The organism is Bacillus sp. D7-8 (assembly GCF_052055895.1).
In the GTDB taxonomy this organism is placed as follows: domain Bacteria; phylum Bacillota; class Bacilli; order Bacillales; family Bacillaceae; genus Bacillus; species Bacillus velezensis.
This window is the reverse complement of sequence record NZ_CP179922.1, coordinates 2727993-2742817: the sequence shown is the minus strand read 5'-3', so window position 1 is coordinate 2742817 and position 14825 is coordinate 2727993. Positions and strand designations below refer to the sequence as shown.

Here is a 14825-nt window from a genome sequence, read left to right as displayed (position 1 = left end):
CTCGGGATGTCCATCATTCTTCAGTAAATTTAGGAGGAGGGAATCGTTATGAAATTAACGGTTTACTACGATGGTCAGTTTTGGGTAGGAGTCATTGAAGTTGTGAATGACGGGAAATTAAGAGCAATTCGTCATTTGTTTGGACAAGAGCCAAAGGATTCAGAAATAATGCATTTTGTTAATAATCAACTTTTACAGACTCTCTCCCGCACTGAACAAGAAGGGGTTTGTGTTAAAGTAAAATCTAAGAAATTAAACCCAAAAAGATTGCAGCGGCAAGCTTCTAAAGAAATGAAAAATATCGGGATATCAACTAAGGCACAAAAAGCGATAAAACAGGAGCTTGAAGCAAGAAAAGAAAAGAAAAAACAACTGAATAGAAAACAAAGAGAAAAAATAAAGGAACAAAAATATTTAATCAGAAAACAAAAAGCAAAAGAAAAGCATAGGGGAAAATAGTTGGAGAGCCCGATGAAGCCCTTCGATTGAAAAGTTGAGCGGCATCAGTTAGTTTCTTCGGACTGATTTAGAAAAAAAAAGTATAAGTCAGAGCCCTTCTCGAGATGAGGAGGGTTTTTCTGCCATTTATTTAAAATCACTTCCATCAGTAAATGAGTCAGTTTCAATTGATGAACGGTTTGATGAGGATATTTACAGCCCGAAAACAGCAAATGCAGTCAAACGATTCCAGTCCATGTGCGTGGAGCCAACTAAAACCAAGACCTGGATTTCTGAAGCTGATCCGAACATTGATTCAGTCGAGTAAACAAAATAACCCCCTTCTCCGGTAAAGAAGGGGGGTTAAATTTGCTGTGAAGTTGTCGCGCCTGTCTTTTTAAAGTCTCCTCCAAATGCTCCCCCAAATGAAAACATGAGAATACATGGTTTTACAAAGCGCCTGAAAGCAAGCGATTAAATTTATCAACGCAAAACCTTGATATATAGGGCTTTTAAAACATTTTTAGTTAAAAGTCTACAAATTAATCAGATTATTGTTTATAATAAGAATAGGCTTAAACTTAAATAAGCTTATAAGAATTTGTTATGTTCCTCTATAAGCATATCGGTTATGTAACCGCAACCAGTGAAATGTAAGCATTTTCTTAAAGGGGAAAGGGATTGTTTGCATGACTCATTTTAAGTAAGCCGTATGTTTTATATACTCTTTAAAGGGGAATTTTGATTGAAAAGGAGAGGTTGAATATGACAGCAACACGCGGTCTTGAAGGGGTTGTAGCAACAACATCATCTGTAAGCTCTATTATCGACGATACCCTTACATATGTAGGGTACGATATTGACGACTTGACAGAGAATGCAAGTTTTGAAGAAATCATTTATTTGCTGTGGCATCTGCGCCTGCCGAATAAAACGGAACTTGCTGAACTGAAAAAACAGCTTGCGAAAGAAGCTGCCGTTCCACAAGAAATCATTGAGCACTTCAAATCCTATCCCCTCAATAACGTACATCCAATGGCTGCGCTCCGGACGGCGATTTCATTACTCGGTCTGACTGACAGTGAAGCCGATGTTATGAATCCGGAAGCGAACTACAGAAAAGCCATCCGTCTGCAGGCGAAAGTGCCGGGCATTGTCGCCGCTTTCTCAAGAATCCGCAAAGGACTTGATCCTGTTGAACCGAAGGAAGAGTACGGAATCGCGGAGAACTTCCTTTACACCTTAAACGGTGAAGAGCCTTCTCCGATCGAAGTGGAAGCGTTTAACAAAGCGCTCATTCTTCATGCGGATCATGAGCTGAACGCATCAACATTTACGGCGAGAGTATGTGTCGCCACCTTATCTGATATTTACTCAGGCATCACTGCCGCCATCGGCGCTTTAAAAGGACCGCTTCACGGCGGAGCCAATGAAGCCGTCATGAAAATGCTGACAGAAATCGGCGAAGTGGAAAATGCCGAGCCTTATATCCGCAGCAAAATGGAGAAAAAGGAAAAAGTAATGGGCTTCGGACACCGTGTGTATAAGCATGGAGACCCGCGCGCCAAACACTTAAAAGAAATGAGCAAACGCCTGACGAATCTGACGGGTGAAAGCAAATGGTACGAGATGTCAATCCGTGTCGAAGAAATCGTAACGTCGGAGAAAAAACTCCCGCCTAACGTTGATTTCTATTCCGCATCTGTATACCACAGTCTCGGCATTGATCACGATCTGTTCACGCCGATCTTTGCGGTCAGCAGAATGTCAGGATGGATCGCCCATATTCTTGAACAGTACGATAACAACCGCCTCATCCGCCCGCGCGCTGATTACACGGGTCCGGATAAGCAGACTTTTGTTCCGATTGATGAAAGAGCCTGATCAAACGGGAGGCTGGTGATTTTCATGTCGTTAGCCTCTTGTTAATCAAGCCCGGATTGGTTTACAATTTTGATAGAATCTTGAGAAAAGTCATTTTATTTTCTATACAAGAAAAATAAAATGTTTTCTAAATATGAATTACATACTGGGAGGTAATATTGTGTCACAAGGTGAAAAAATTACAGTCTCTAATGGAGTATTAAACGTACCAAATAATCCGATTATCCCGTTTATTGAAGGCGACGGCACAGGCCCTGATATTTGGAACGCCGCTTCTAAAGTATTGGAAGCCGCTGTTGAAAAAGCATATAAAGGCGAGAAAAAAATCACGTGGAAAGAAGTTTATGCCGGTGAAAAGGCTTATAATAAAACAGGTGAGTGGCTTCCTGCCGAAACGCTGGAAGACATCAGAGAGTACTTCATCGCCATCAAAGGTCCTCTGACGACACCGGTCGGCGGCGGTATCCGTTCTCTGAACGTGGCGCTGAGACAGGAGCTTGATTTGTTTACGTGCCTGCGCCCTGTCAGATATTTCACGGGAGTGCCTTCTCCGGTCAAACGACCTGAAGATACGGATATGGTCATTTTCCGCGAGAATACGGAAGATATTTACGCCGGAATTGAGTATGCGAAAGGTTCTGAAGAGGTTGAAAAGCTGATCAGCTTCCTGCAAAATGAAATGGGTGTTAACAAAATCCGTTTCCCTGAAACGTCAGGAATCGGCATCAAACCTGTTTCTGAAGAAGGCACAAGCCGCTTAGTCAGAGCTGCCATTGAGTATGCGATCGAAAACGGCCGTAAGTCTGTCACGCTTGTCCACAAAGGAAACATCATGAAGTTCACTGAAGGGGCATTTAAAAACTGGGGCTACGAGCTTGCCGAAAGAGAATACGGAGATAAAGTATTCACTTGGGCTGAATATGACCGCATTGTCGAAAAAGACGGAAAAGAAGCGGCTGATAAAGCGCAGAGCGATGCGGAAGCGGCAGGAAAAATCATCGTCAAAGACAGCATCGCTGATATTTTCCTTCAGCAGATCTTAACCCGTCCGAGCGAATTCGACGTCGTGGCGACAATGAACTTAAACGGAGACTATATCTCTGATGCGCTTGCCGCTCAGGTAGGCGGAATCGGAATCGCGCCGGGAGCGAACATCAACTATGAAACAGGGCATGCGATTTTCGAAGCGACTCACGGAACGGCTCCTAAATATGCCGGCCTTGACAAAGTCAACCCGTCATCCGTCATCCTTTCAGGAGTGCTTCTTCTTGAACACCTGAACTGGAATGAGGCTGCTGACTTGATCATTAAATCTATGGAAAAAACGATTGCTTCAAAAGTAGTAACGTACGATTTTGCTAGATTAATGGACGGCGCAACTGAAGTGAAATGTTCAGAGTTTGGTGAAGAGCTAATTAAAAACATGGACTGAACCTAAAGCAGACTTCTAATGAAGCCAAAAAAGGAGAAGAGAATCATGGGAAAAACACGCAGTAAAGTTTCTGTTATCGGAGCAGGATTTACGGGAGCGACAACAGCCTTTCTGACAGCTCAAAAAGAGCTTGCGGACGTTGTGCTCGTTGATATTCCGCAATTAGAAAACCCGACAAAAGGAAAAGCGCTAGACATGCTCGAAGCAAGTCCGGTTCAAGGATTTGACGCGAAAATCACAGGCACGTCCAACTACGAGGACACAGCCGGTTCTGATATCGTCGTCATCACAGCCGGAATTGCGAGAAAACCGGGCATGAGCCGTGATGATCTCGTATCTACAAACGAAAAAATCATGAGAAGCGTCACACGTGAGATCGTGAAATATTCTCCTGACTGCATTATCGTTGTATTGACAAACCCTGTTGATGCGATGACATATGCGGTGTACAAAGAATCAGGCTTCCCGAAAGAACGCGTCATCGGACAATCCGGAGTGCTTGACACTGCGCGATTCAGAACATTCGTCGCTGAAGAATTAAACCTGTCTGTAAAAGATGTGACCGGTTTTGTTCTTGGCGGACACGGTGACGACATGGTTCCTCTCGTCCGTTATTCCTATGCGGGCGGCATTCCGCTTGAAACGCTTATCCCGAAAGACCGTCTTGATGCGATTGTAGAACGTACAAGAAAAGGCGGCGGGGAAATCGTCAACCTTCTCGGCAACGGAAGCGCCTACTACGCGCCTGCTGCATCACTGACTGAAATGGTAGAAGCCATTTTGAAAGATCAGCGCCGCGTGCTTCCGACCATCGCTTACTTAGAAGGCGAATACGGTCATGAAGGCATTTACTTAGGCGTACCGACGATTATCGGAGGAAACGGCCTAGAGCAAATCATCGAGCTTGAACTGACAGACTATGAAAAAGCGCAGCTGAGTAAATCAGTTGAATCTGTCAAAAATGTGATGAAAGTATTGTCATAAGAAAAAAGGGAAGGCTTCCGAATCAGAAGCCTTCCTCTTTTTACAATTAATGAAAGCGTTTTCTTTTTCCCTGAGCGATCCTTTCTCTGAAAATGATCAAAAAGGCGAATTGTCTGAACGGGCAGTATTGGATAAAATGAAATCATAAAGTGATATGCAGCACATAAAATAGAGAAAATTGGATGTCGGGGAAAATAGACAGCGGAGGGCGCAGCATGAACAAAAAAATTTTAGTTGTAGATGATGAACAATCTATCGTTACTCTTTTACAGTATAATCTGGAACGGTCCGGCTATGATGTCATTACCGCATCAGACGGTGAAGAGGCTCTGGAGCTGGCAGAGAATGAAAACCCGGATTTAATCGTACTGGATGTCATGCTGCCAAAAGTGGACGGAATCGACGTCTGTAAGCAGCTCAGACAGCAGAAAATGATGGTTCCAATCTTGATGCTGACAGCAAAAGATGAGGAGTTTGATAAAGTGCTGGGACTGGAGCTCGGAGCGGATGATTACATGACAAAGCCGTTCAGTCCGCGGGAAGTCACTGCGCGGGTGAAAGCCATTTTAAGAAGGGCTGACATTTCTTCGCTGTCACAAGGCAGAGAAGAGGAAAAGGACGGGCAGATCCTCATCGGCGAGCTGAAAATTCTTCCGGAGCATTACGAAGCGTACTTCAAGTCAGAACAGCTGGAATTGACGCCTAAAGAATTTGAACTGCTTCTGTATTTGGGAAAACATAAGGGAAGAGTGCTGACGAGAGATCTTCTGCTGAGCGCGGTCTGGAACTATGATTTTGCCGGGGATACCCGGATTGTTGACGTTCATATCAGCCATCTGCGCGACAAAATCGAATCAAATACCAAAAAACCCATCTATATTAAAACAATCAGAGGTTTGGGGTATAAACTGGAGGAGCCAAAAATGAATGAATAAAGTCCGTGTGCGTCTGTTCGCTTTACTCGTTGTATGTATCATATTGGTTTTCAGTGTTCTCGGCCTTTTTTTACAGCATCTTATTTCTTCATCCGCTGAAGAAAGAACGGCGGATCAGCTGAAAAAGGAATCGGTATACATAGCGGGCCTTCTTGACACCGGCCGAATCGGCAATAAAAGCAATGAAACGGTGATTCGTGACGCCGGCCGCACCCTCGGTATAAACGTCGCCGTGCTCAACGAGAAGGGTGACGCCGTATATCATTCCGGCAGTCGTGCTGATGATTCAGCCGTAAAGGAGTTCATTTCTCACAATAAAAGCGAGGAAGCCGTACAGTCGAAAAGCAAAGTCATCCGCGGCACTGCCGTAAAAAATGACGCCGGGAAAATTGCGGGGTATGTACTCGTTTCCTCTGAGATCAACGGCGGTTCAAGCGTTACCGGAGAAATGTGGGGCATGCTGGCAGCAAGTCTTTGTACCGCTTTTATCATTATCGTTTTCTTTTATACAAACATGACGTCCCGTTACAAAAAATCAATCGACGCCGCGACAAAAGTGGCGACGGAGCTGTCCAAGGGGAATTATGACGCCCGCTCCTACAGCGGTTACGCAAGGCGGTCGGACCGTCTCGGGCGTGCGATGAACAGTCTGGCGGTCGATTTAATGGAAATGACGAGAACGCAGGATATGCAGCGCGATCGTCTGTTAACCGTCATTGAAAATATCGGATCCGGTTTGATTTTAATAGACGGGAGAGGTTTTATCAATCTCGTGAACCGGTCATACACGAAGCAGTTTCATACAAAGCCTGAACGTCTGCTTCGGCGCCTTTACCATGATGCGTTTGAACATGAGGAGATCATTCGGCTTGTCGAAGACATTTTTATGACGGAGACGAAAAAATGCCAGCTGCTCAGACTTCCCATCAACATTGAGCGGCGCTACTTTGAAGTTGACGGCGTTCCGATCATGGGCCCTGACGATGAATGGAAGGGCATCGTCCTCGTCTTTCACGATATGACGGAAATTAAAAAATTGGAGCAGATGAGAAAGGACTTCGTCGCCAATGTCTCCCATGAACTGAAAACACCGATCACCTCGATTAAAGGCTTTACGGAAACACTGTTAGACGGAGCGATGAAAGACGAAAAGGCGCTTTCAGACTTTCTGTCTATTATTCTGAAAGAAAGTGAGCGGCTCCAATCTCTCGTGCAGGATTTACTGGATTTATCCAAGATGGAGCAGCAAAACTTTACGATGCGCGTAGAGTCCTTTGACGCCGCAAAAATTCTGCATGAAATTGAAGCGCTTTTGCGGCATAAGGCTGAGGAAAAAGGCATCAGCTTTCAGCTCGATCTCCCGGAAGAGCCGATTTTTGTGACGGGTGACGCGCACAGGCTGAAGCAGGTATTTTTGAATCTGGCGAACAATGCCCTGACCTACACGCCTGAAAAAGGGACGGTGGGGATTTCGGTACATGTGAAAGAAACCGTTGTCGATATCAAAGTGTCCGATACGGGAATCGGCATTCAGAAGGAAGAGATCCCGCGGATATTTGAGAGATTCTACCGCGTGGATAAAGACAGAAGCCGCAACTCGGGAGGAACCGGGCTCGGCCTCGCCATCGTGAAGCACTTAATAGAAGCCCATGAAGGTAAAATCGAGGTCACAAGCGAGCCGGGACAGGGGACTGTATTTACCGTGACGCTGAAGCGGCAGCCGGAAGCGTGACCAGCTTTACAAAGGATTAACAATTTCTTCATGACCTGTTAAACCTATCTTGTTAGGATATAACAGAACCCCTTCATCCAAGGAGCCAATTTTGACGGCGGGAACGTGTTTTCTTGTTCCCGTCCTTTTTTGCGTTTTCACGGGGTTCGCTCATTTTCCTTTCAAATTGAACTTTGTTAAAATAAGAGAAGCTGTGAGATTAAAAAATAGAGGAATGACGAGCTTTTGCTCTTAGGAGGATATTGAATGACGGAACGAAAAAAATTAGTGCTTGTCGACGGAAACAGTCTGGCGTACCGAGCGTTTTTTGCATTGCCGCTTTTAAGCAATGAAAAAGGCATCCATACAAATGCCGTATACGGGTTTGCGATGATTTTAATGAAAATGCTGGAAGATGAAAAGCCGACCCACATGCTGGTGGCTTTTGATGCGGGAAAAACCACTTTCCGCCACAGTACGTTTAAAGAATATAAAGGCGGAAGACAAAAAACGCCGCCGGAGCTTTCAGAACAGATGCCGTTCATCCGCGAGCTCCTTGATGCCTACAAAATCAGCCGCTACGAGCTTCCTGAATATGAAGCGGACGATATTATCGGCACCCTTGCCGTATCTGCTGAAAAAGAAGGTTTCGAAGTAAAGGTAGTGTCGGGGGACAAGGACTTAACCCAGCTTGCAACCGGGAAAACGACCGTTGCCATTACGAGAAAAGGCATTACCGACGTGGAAGATTACACGCCGGAGCACGTGCAAGAAAAGTACGGTCTGACCCCTTTGCAAATCATTGATATGAAGGGATTAATGGGGGATTCATCCGATAACATACCGGGCGTCCCCGGCGTCGGAGAAAAAACCGCGATTAAGCTTTTAAAGCAGTTCCATTCGGTTGAGAAACTGCTTGATTCCATTGATGAAGTCAGCGGAAAAAAATTAAAAGAAAAGCTTGAAGAATATAAGGAACAAGCCCTGATGAGCAAAGAGCTGGCGACGATTATGACAAATGCGCCGATTGAAGTCAAGCCCGAAGATTTAGATTACAAAGGGTTTGACCGTGAACAAGTTGTTGCCATTTTTAAAGACCTCGGTTTTAATACGCTTCTTGAGCGGCTCGGTGAAGAAAGCGGCGAAACGGCGGAAGAAAATTTTGAAGACATCAATGTTGAAACGGCAGAAGAAATCACTGAAGATATGCTCGTTTCGCCGTCCGCTTTGGTTGTTGAACAAATCGGTGATAACTATCACGAAGAACCGATCCTCGGCTTTTCCATCGTGAATGAAACAGGTCTTTATTATATTCCGAAAGAAATCGCCATTCAGTCTGAAACTTTTAAATCTTGGGCTGAAGATGAATCGATGAAAAAGTGGGTGTTCGACAGCAAACGTTCCGTCGTCGCTTTGCGCTGGCAGGGAATTGAGCTGAAGGGAACGGAATTTGACGCGCTTCTTGCTGCCTACATTATAAACCCGGGCAATTCGTACGACGATGTCGCGAGCGTAGCGAAAGAATACGGGCTGAATATCGTTTCAAAAGATGAAGCGGTATACGGAAAAGGCGCAAAGCGCGCCGTTCCGGCTGAAAAAGAGCTTGCCGATCATCTCGCGCGGAAAGCGTCTGCCGTTAACAGCCTCCGTGACAAACTGCTGCACGCGCTGGAAGAAAATAATCAGCTTGAATTATATGAAGATCTCGAACTCCCGCTTGCGCTAATTCTCGGAGAAATGGAATCAATGGGCGTCAAAGTGGATGTTGAAAGACTGAAGCGAATGGGCGAAGAGCTCAAGGCAAAGCTGAAAGAATATGAAGAAAAAATCCATGACATCGCCGGTGAGCCGTTTAACATCAATTCACCAAAACAGCTCGGCGTCATTCTGTTTGAAAAGCTCGGCCTGCCGCCAGTAAAGAAAACAAAAACAGGCTATTCCACTTCAGCTGATGTGCTTGAGAAGCTCGCAGACAAACATGATATCGTCGCGCACATTCTGCAATACAGACAAATCGGCAAACTCCAATCGACTTATATTGAAGGGCTGCTGAAAGTCACGCGCAAGGATTCTCATAAAGTGCATACACGATTCAATCAGGCATTGACTCAAACCGGACGCCTCAGCTCAACGGATCCGAACCTGCAAAATATTCCGATCCGGCTGGAGGAAGGGCGGAAAATCCGTCAGGCTTTCGTACCGTCCGAACCGGACTGGCTTATTTTCGCCGCCGATTATTCACAAATTGAATTAAGGGTGCTTGCGCATATTTCAAAAGATGAAAATCTGATCGAAGCGTTTACGAATGACATGGACATTCACACAAAAACCGCCATGGACGTATTTCATGTCAGTGAAGATGAAGTGACACAAGCGATGCGCCGCCAGGCAAAGGCCGTCAATTTCGGCATTGTTTACGGCATCAGTGATTACGGGCTGTCACAAAACCTCGGCATCACCCGGAAAGAAGCGGGCGCTTTTATAGACCGCTATTTGGAGAGTTTCCCGGGCGTCAAGGCGTATATGGAAGAATCGGTGCAGGAAGCGAAGCAAAAAGGATATGTCACGACACTTATGCAGCGCCGCCGCTATATTCCTGAGCTGACCAGCCGCAACTTCAACCTGCGGAGCTTTGCGGAACGGACGGCCATGAATACGCCGATTCAGGGAAGCGCCGCCGATATTATTAAAAAAGCCATGATTGACATGGCAGCTGAGCTGAAAGAAAAAAACCTGAAGGCGCGACTGCTGCTTCAGGTGCACGATGAATTGATTTTTGAAGCGCCTAAGGAAGAAATTGAAATATTAGAGAAGCTGGTTCCTGAAGTGATGGAGCATGCTTTGGCATTAGACGTGCCGCTGAAGGCGGATTATGCTTCAGGGCCGTCTTGGTACGATGCAAAATAAACAGAGAAAAAGGAAGTGATGATTGTGCCGGAATTACCAGAAGTTGAAACGGTCCGGCGCACTCTGACCGGTCTTGTGAAGGGGAAAACGATTGAATCGGCGGATATCAGATGGCCGAATATCATCAAAAAACCCGCCGAGCCGGAGGAATTCGCGCGGCAGATTGCAGGAGAAACAATCCGATCCATCGGAAGAAGGGGAAAGTTTTTGCTTTTCCATCTGGATCATTATGTCATGGTGTCCCACCTGCGGATGGAGGGGAAATACGGTCTTCATCAGGCCGATGAGCCTGACGATAAACATGTGCACGTCGTGTTTCACATGACGGACGGAACACAGCTCCGCTACCGGGATGTCCGGAAATTCGGCACGATGCATTTGTTTGCGCCGGGAGAGGAACAGAATGCATTACCGCTTTCACAGCTCGGGCCCGAACCCGATGATGAAGCATTTACCGCTGCTTATTTAAAAGAGCGGCTTGCAAAAACGAACCGCGCGGTGAAAACAGCCCTGCTCGACCAAAAAGCGGTCGTCGGCCTCGGCAATATTTATGTCGATGAAGCTTTATTCCGGGCGCGTATTCATCCTGAGACAAAAGCGAACAGTCTGTCAGACGGGCAGATAAAAACGCTTCATACAGAAATTAAAGACACCCTTCAGGAAGCGATTGACGCGGGCGGGAGCACCGTCCGGTCTTATATCAATTCTCAAGGGGAGATCGGAATGTTTCAGCTCAAACATTACGTATACGGCAAAAAGGATGAACCGTGCAAAACGTGCGGCACGATGATTTCTAAAATCGTGGTCGGCGGAAGGGGTACGCATTTTTGCGCCCGCTGCCAAAAAAAATCATGAACTGAAGCGGTTCAAGCAGGCGGCAGCAGAATGACTTTTTTCTAACACAGTTGATGACCTTTCTCCATATATATATTGTGATTCACCCAATAGGCATATGTCACAAGTGCCGATCAAGAGAAAGGGAGAAACGGATATGGAGATTGTTTCTTTGCTGCTTTTGGCTTTTGCTGTCAGCTTGGACAGTTTTTCAGTCGGGTTTACGTATGGTTTGAGAAAAATGAAAATCCCGTTCAAAGCGATTGCCGTGATCGCTTGCTGTTCAGCCTCTGTGATGTTTATATCCATGCTGATCGGCCATTTTCTGACAAAGATTTTTCCCGTATCCGTCACGGAAAAACTGGGCGGACTGATCTTAATCGGAATCGGGGCATGGGTCATCTGGCAATTTTTCAAACCGGCTAAAGAGCCGGATTACTTATTGCATGAAAAAACGTTACTTAATCTTGAAGTGAAATCGCTGGGCATCGTCATTCATATTTTGAAAAAACCGACCAGCGCCGATATTGATCAATCCGGAACCATTAACGGAGTCGAGGCGCTTCTGCTCGGTATCGCCTTATCCATTGACGCGTTTGGCGCCGGGCTGGGAGCGGCCATTCTCGGCTTTTCTCCGGTTATGATGAGCGTGACTGTCGGGCTGATGAGCTCGCTGTTTGTTTCACTCGGCATAAACGCGGGGCATTTGCTTTCAAGATGGAATTGGATAGATAAAATGACATTTTTGCCGGGAGTCCTGCTGATTATCATCGGGATTTGGAAAATGTAAGAAGGAGTGGGCTTTTTGAGCTTGGTCATCGGTTTAACGGGAGGCATCGCAAGCGGCAAAAGCACGGTAGCGCGTATGCTGATCGACAAAAAAATAACAGTCATTGATGCGGATGCCATCGCAAAACAGGCGGTGGAAAAAGGAATGCCGGCTTACGGACAAATTGTGGAAGCATTCGGAAAAGACATCCTGCTGGAAAATGGCGATATTGACAGAAAAAAACTCGGTTCTATCGTTTTCACTGACGAACAGAAGCGTCTGAAGCTGAATCAGATCGTTCATCCGGCGGTGCGTGCGGAAATGCTGAAACAGCGGGATGAAGCCGTTGCGCGAAAAGAGCAGTTCGTCGTTTTGGATATACCGCTTTTGTATGAAAGCGGGCTTGATTATCTTGTCGGCAAGGTGCTCGTCGTCACCGTACCGGCAGACATTCAGCTTAAACGGCTGATGGAGCGGAATTCCCTTACAGAAGAAGAAGCGATGAGCCGGATAACGTCACAAATGCCTTTAACGGATAAAACAAAAAAAGCTGACGCCGTCATTGATAACAGCGGCAGTCTTGAATATACAAAGCACCAGCTTGAGGAAGTATTGAGCGGCTGGGCATAAACAAACACCGTTCGGAAAGCCGAACGGTGTTTTTCTGGTTAAAAATCAAAATTGTCAGGGTCCGGACCGACACGGAGGTTTTCGTTCAGATCATCAATCCGCTTCATATCGTCAGCTGACAGTTCGAAATCAAAGACATTTGCATTTTCTTCAATACGGTGTTTTTTCGTTGATTTCGGAATGGTGATGACACCGTTCTGCAAATCCCAGCGCAAAATCACTTGAGCGGCTGATTTGCCGTACTTCTCAGCGATTTCCTGTAAGACGGTGTGATCAAGCAGCTGACCTTGCATCAATGGCGACCACGCTTCAAGCTGAATGCCTTGTTCAGTGCAGAAAGCAAGCAGTTCTTTCTGTGTCAGACGAGGATGGAACTCCACCTGGTTGATCATCGGCTTGATTTCCGTCTCTTTCATGAGATGTTTCAGATGGTGAATTTGGAAATTGCTGACCCCGATCGCCTTAATGCGTCCATCCCGGTAGAGGGTTTCGAGCGCCCGCCACGCATCGATGTACTTTCCTTCGACAGGCCAATGGATCAAATATAAATCCAAATAATCTAAACCGAGTTTTTCTAAGCTTGTGTCAAACGCTTTTAACGTTTCTTCATATCCTAAATCGGCATTCCATACTTTTGACGTGACAAAAATGTCTTCACGTTTTAATCCCGCTTCTTGCAGCCCTTGGCGGATGCCTTCGCCGACACCTTCTTCATTTCCGTAAATCGCGGCGGTATCAACGCTGCGATAGCCGTGCACCAATGCCGTTTTCACCGCATTGACGAGTTCCGCGCCTTCCTCTACTTTGAAAACTCCGATGCCGAACCAAGGCATCTCTACTCCGTTATGCAATGTTGCTTTTGCTTGTAAATGTGTTGTCATGTATATATTCCTCCTATTAGTTGTCTGTTGAAACAATCAAAATGCGCTGAAGAAAAACTCACCTCCTTTCAAGGACAGTGCGATCCCGCTTTTCAAGTTTCCTGCTCCATCCGGTTAATACGACCGCGCTGAGCACCATCAGCGCCCCGATCCAAGCGGTATGAATGATTCCGATTGAGTCTGTAATGATTCCGCCGGCAAACGAGCCGATCGCGATTCCGGCATTAAATGCCGCGATATTTAAGGCTGATGCTGTATCAACGGCGCTTGGCGCAAAACGTTCACTCAGCATCACGACATATACCTGAAGCCCCGGCACATTCATAAACGCCAACAGCCCCATGAAAATAATGGTGATCAGCCCGGCTGTTTTAAACGGCGCGGTAAAAGTCAGAACAAACAGCACAGCAGCCTGGACAATGAACATATAAAACAAGGCTTTCAGCGGATTTCGGTTTGATAAACGGCCGCCAATCATGTTTCCGATGGCAATCGCAATTCCGTAAACGAGCAGGATGGCCGCGACGGTTTCTTTCTGAAAACCGGTTACCTCCTGAAGAAGCGGAGATAAATACGTAAACACGACAAACGTTCCGCCGTAGCCTAACGCGGTAATGATAAATAAAAGCAATAACCGGCCGTTTGTGACGAGTTTGACCTGCTCGGAAAATGCGGTTTTCGTCCCTTTGCGCAAATGCGACGGAACGAGGAGCGCGTTTGTGAGGAATGCGATGATTCCTACCGCCACAATGACGGCAAATGCGATTCTCCATCCGAATTGCTGGCCGAGATAGGTGCCGAACGGAACGCCGGTCACCGTAGCCACCGTCAGCCCCGTGAACATGATGGAAATCGCGCTTGCTCTTTTATGCTCCGGCACGATATTGGCGGCGATTGTTGCCCCGATTGACATGAAAATGCCGTGGGAAAAAGCCGAAATGACCCGTGCCGCCAGTAAGACGCCGATTGAGGAAGCGCTCGCTGCGAGTGTATTTCCGGCGATAAAAATTAACATCACCCAGAGCAGCAGCGTTTTCCGCGACATGCCGGATGTGAGAGACGTTAAAACCGGCGCGCCGAATGTCACGCCCAGAGCATACATGGAAACGGTAAGTCCCGCCGTTGTCACAGGTATATGCAGATCTTGAGATATAAGCGGCAGCAGCCCGACGCTGATAAATTCGGTTGTGCCGATCGCAAAAGCGCTGACGGCTAATGCCAGCAGCGCTGGTAAATAGCTTTGGCGATGTGAAGACATCTGTTTTCCTCCTTGAACGATAATGTATGGTTGAAATGATGCCGGGTAAACGATATAAGTATAAGAGTACATTCCTTTTCAGCCGGCAAATGTCATTATGATCGATAGAAGTGTCATTGAAAAGAACGTACTTTTAAGTGCCATAGGCACTTTTTAGTTCCT

The 14825-nt window shown here is 46.3% G+C and carries 12 protein-coding genes; 10 read left to right on the top strand and 2 right to left on the bottom strand.

Going from position 1 to position 14825, the window contains the following annotated elements:
* Positions 1-48 precede the first annotated feature (48 nt).
* From ACKTRM_RS13360 to coaE, 10 genes are all read left to right on the top strand, one after another.
* Positions 49-459, top strand: coding sequence for a YjdF family protein (locus ACKTRM_RS13360; RefSeq protein WP_012118166.1), 411 nt, complete (start codon positions 49-51; stop codon positions 457-459).
* 744 nt (positions 460-1203) lie between these two features.
* Complete coding sequence (gene citZ / locus ACKTRM_RS13355; protein ID WP_003152453.1) at positions 1204-2322, top strand: citrate synthase; 1119 nt, start codon at positions 1204-1206, stop codon at positions 2320-2322.
* Positions 2323-2482: 160 nt separating this feature from the next.
* Positions 2483-3754, top strand: coding sequence for an NADP-dependent isocitrate dehydrogenase (gene icd / locus ACKTRM_RS13350; protein WP_007408075.1), 1272 nt, complete (start codon positions 2483-2485; stop codon positions 3752-3754).
* A 45-nt stretch (positions 3755-3799) separates the two neighbouring features.
* Positions 3800-4738, top strand: coding sequence for a malate dehydrogenase (gene mdh, locus ACKTRM_RS13345; RefSeq protein ID WP_003152455.1), 939 nt, complete (start codon positions 3800-3802; stop codon positions 4736-4738).
* 215 nt (positions 4739-4953) lie between these two features.
* Positions 4954-5673 carry a response regulator transcription factor gene (locus ACKTRM_RS13340; RefSeq protein ID WP_003152457.1) on the top strand — a complete coding sequence of 240 codons (720 nt, stop codon included), beginning with the start codon at positions 4954-4956 and terminating at the stop codon, positions 5671-5673.
* On the top strand, positions 5666-7405 hold the full coding sequence (gene pnpS / locus ACKTRM_RS13335; protein WP_012118165.1) for a two-component system histidine kinase PnpS: 1740 nt from the start codon (positions 5666-5668) through the stop codon (positions 7403-7405). The genes ACKTRM_RS13340 and pnpS overlap by 8 nt, the downstream gene beginning before the upstream one ends.
* Positions 7406-7651: 246 nt before the next feature.
* Positions 7652-10291: a DNA polymerase I gene (polA, locus tag ACKTRM_RS13330; RefSeq protein WP_012118164.1), complete on the top strand. Its 2640-nt coding sequence runs from the start codon at positions 7652-7654 to the stop codon at positions 10289-10291.
* Between the two features lie 24 nt (positions 10292-10315).
* Complete coding sequence (mutM, locus tag ACKTRM_RS13325; protein WP_025285093.1) at positions 10316-11146, top strand: DNA-formamidopyrimidine glycosylase; 831 nt, start codon at positions 10316-10318, stop codon at positions 11144-11146.
* A 136-nt stretch (positions 11147-11282) separates the two neighbouring features.
* Entirely contained in the window at positions 11283-11915 is a 633-nt protein-coding gene (gene ytaF / locus ACKTRM_RS13320) for a sporulation membrane protein YtaF (RefSeq protein ID WP_003152461.1), read from the top strand.
* A 15-nt stretch (positions 11916-11930) separates the two neighbouring features.
* Positions 11931-12524 carry a dephospho-CoA kinase gene (gene coaE, locus ACKTRM_RS13315; RefSeq protein WP_012118162.1) on the top strand — a complete coding sequence of 198 codons (594 nt, stop codon included), beginning with the start codon at positions 11931-11933 and terminating at the stop codon, positions 12522-12524.
* A 38-nt stretch (positions 12525-12562) separates the two neighbouring features.
* Here the strand turns inward: coaE and ACKTRM_RS13310 are convergent, their stop codons facing one another.
* Together ACKTRM_RS13310 and ACKTRM_RS13305 are read right to left on the bottom strand one after the other, a co-directional pair.
* Entirely contained in the window at positions 12563-13405 is an 843-nt protein-coding gene (locus tag ACKTRM_RS13310; protein WP_012118161.1) for an aldo/keto reductase, read from the bottom strand.
* A 58-nt stretch (positions 13406-13463) separates the two neighbouring features.
* The gene (locus tag ACKTRM_RS13305; RefSeq protein ID WP_012118160.1) at positions 13464-14663 is read right to left on the bottom strand and encodes an MFS transporter; all 1200 of its coding nucleotides are present in this window, start codon (positions 14661-14663) and stop codon (positions 13464-13466) included.
* Positions 14664-14825 lie beyond the last annotated feature (162 nt).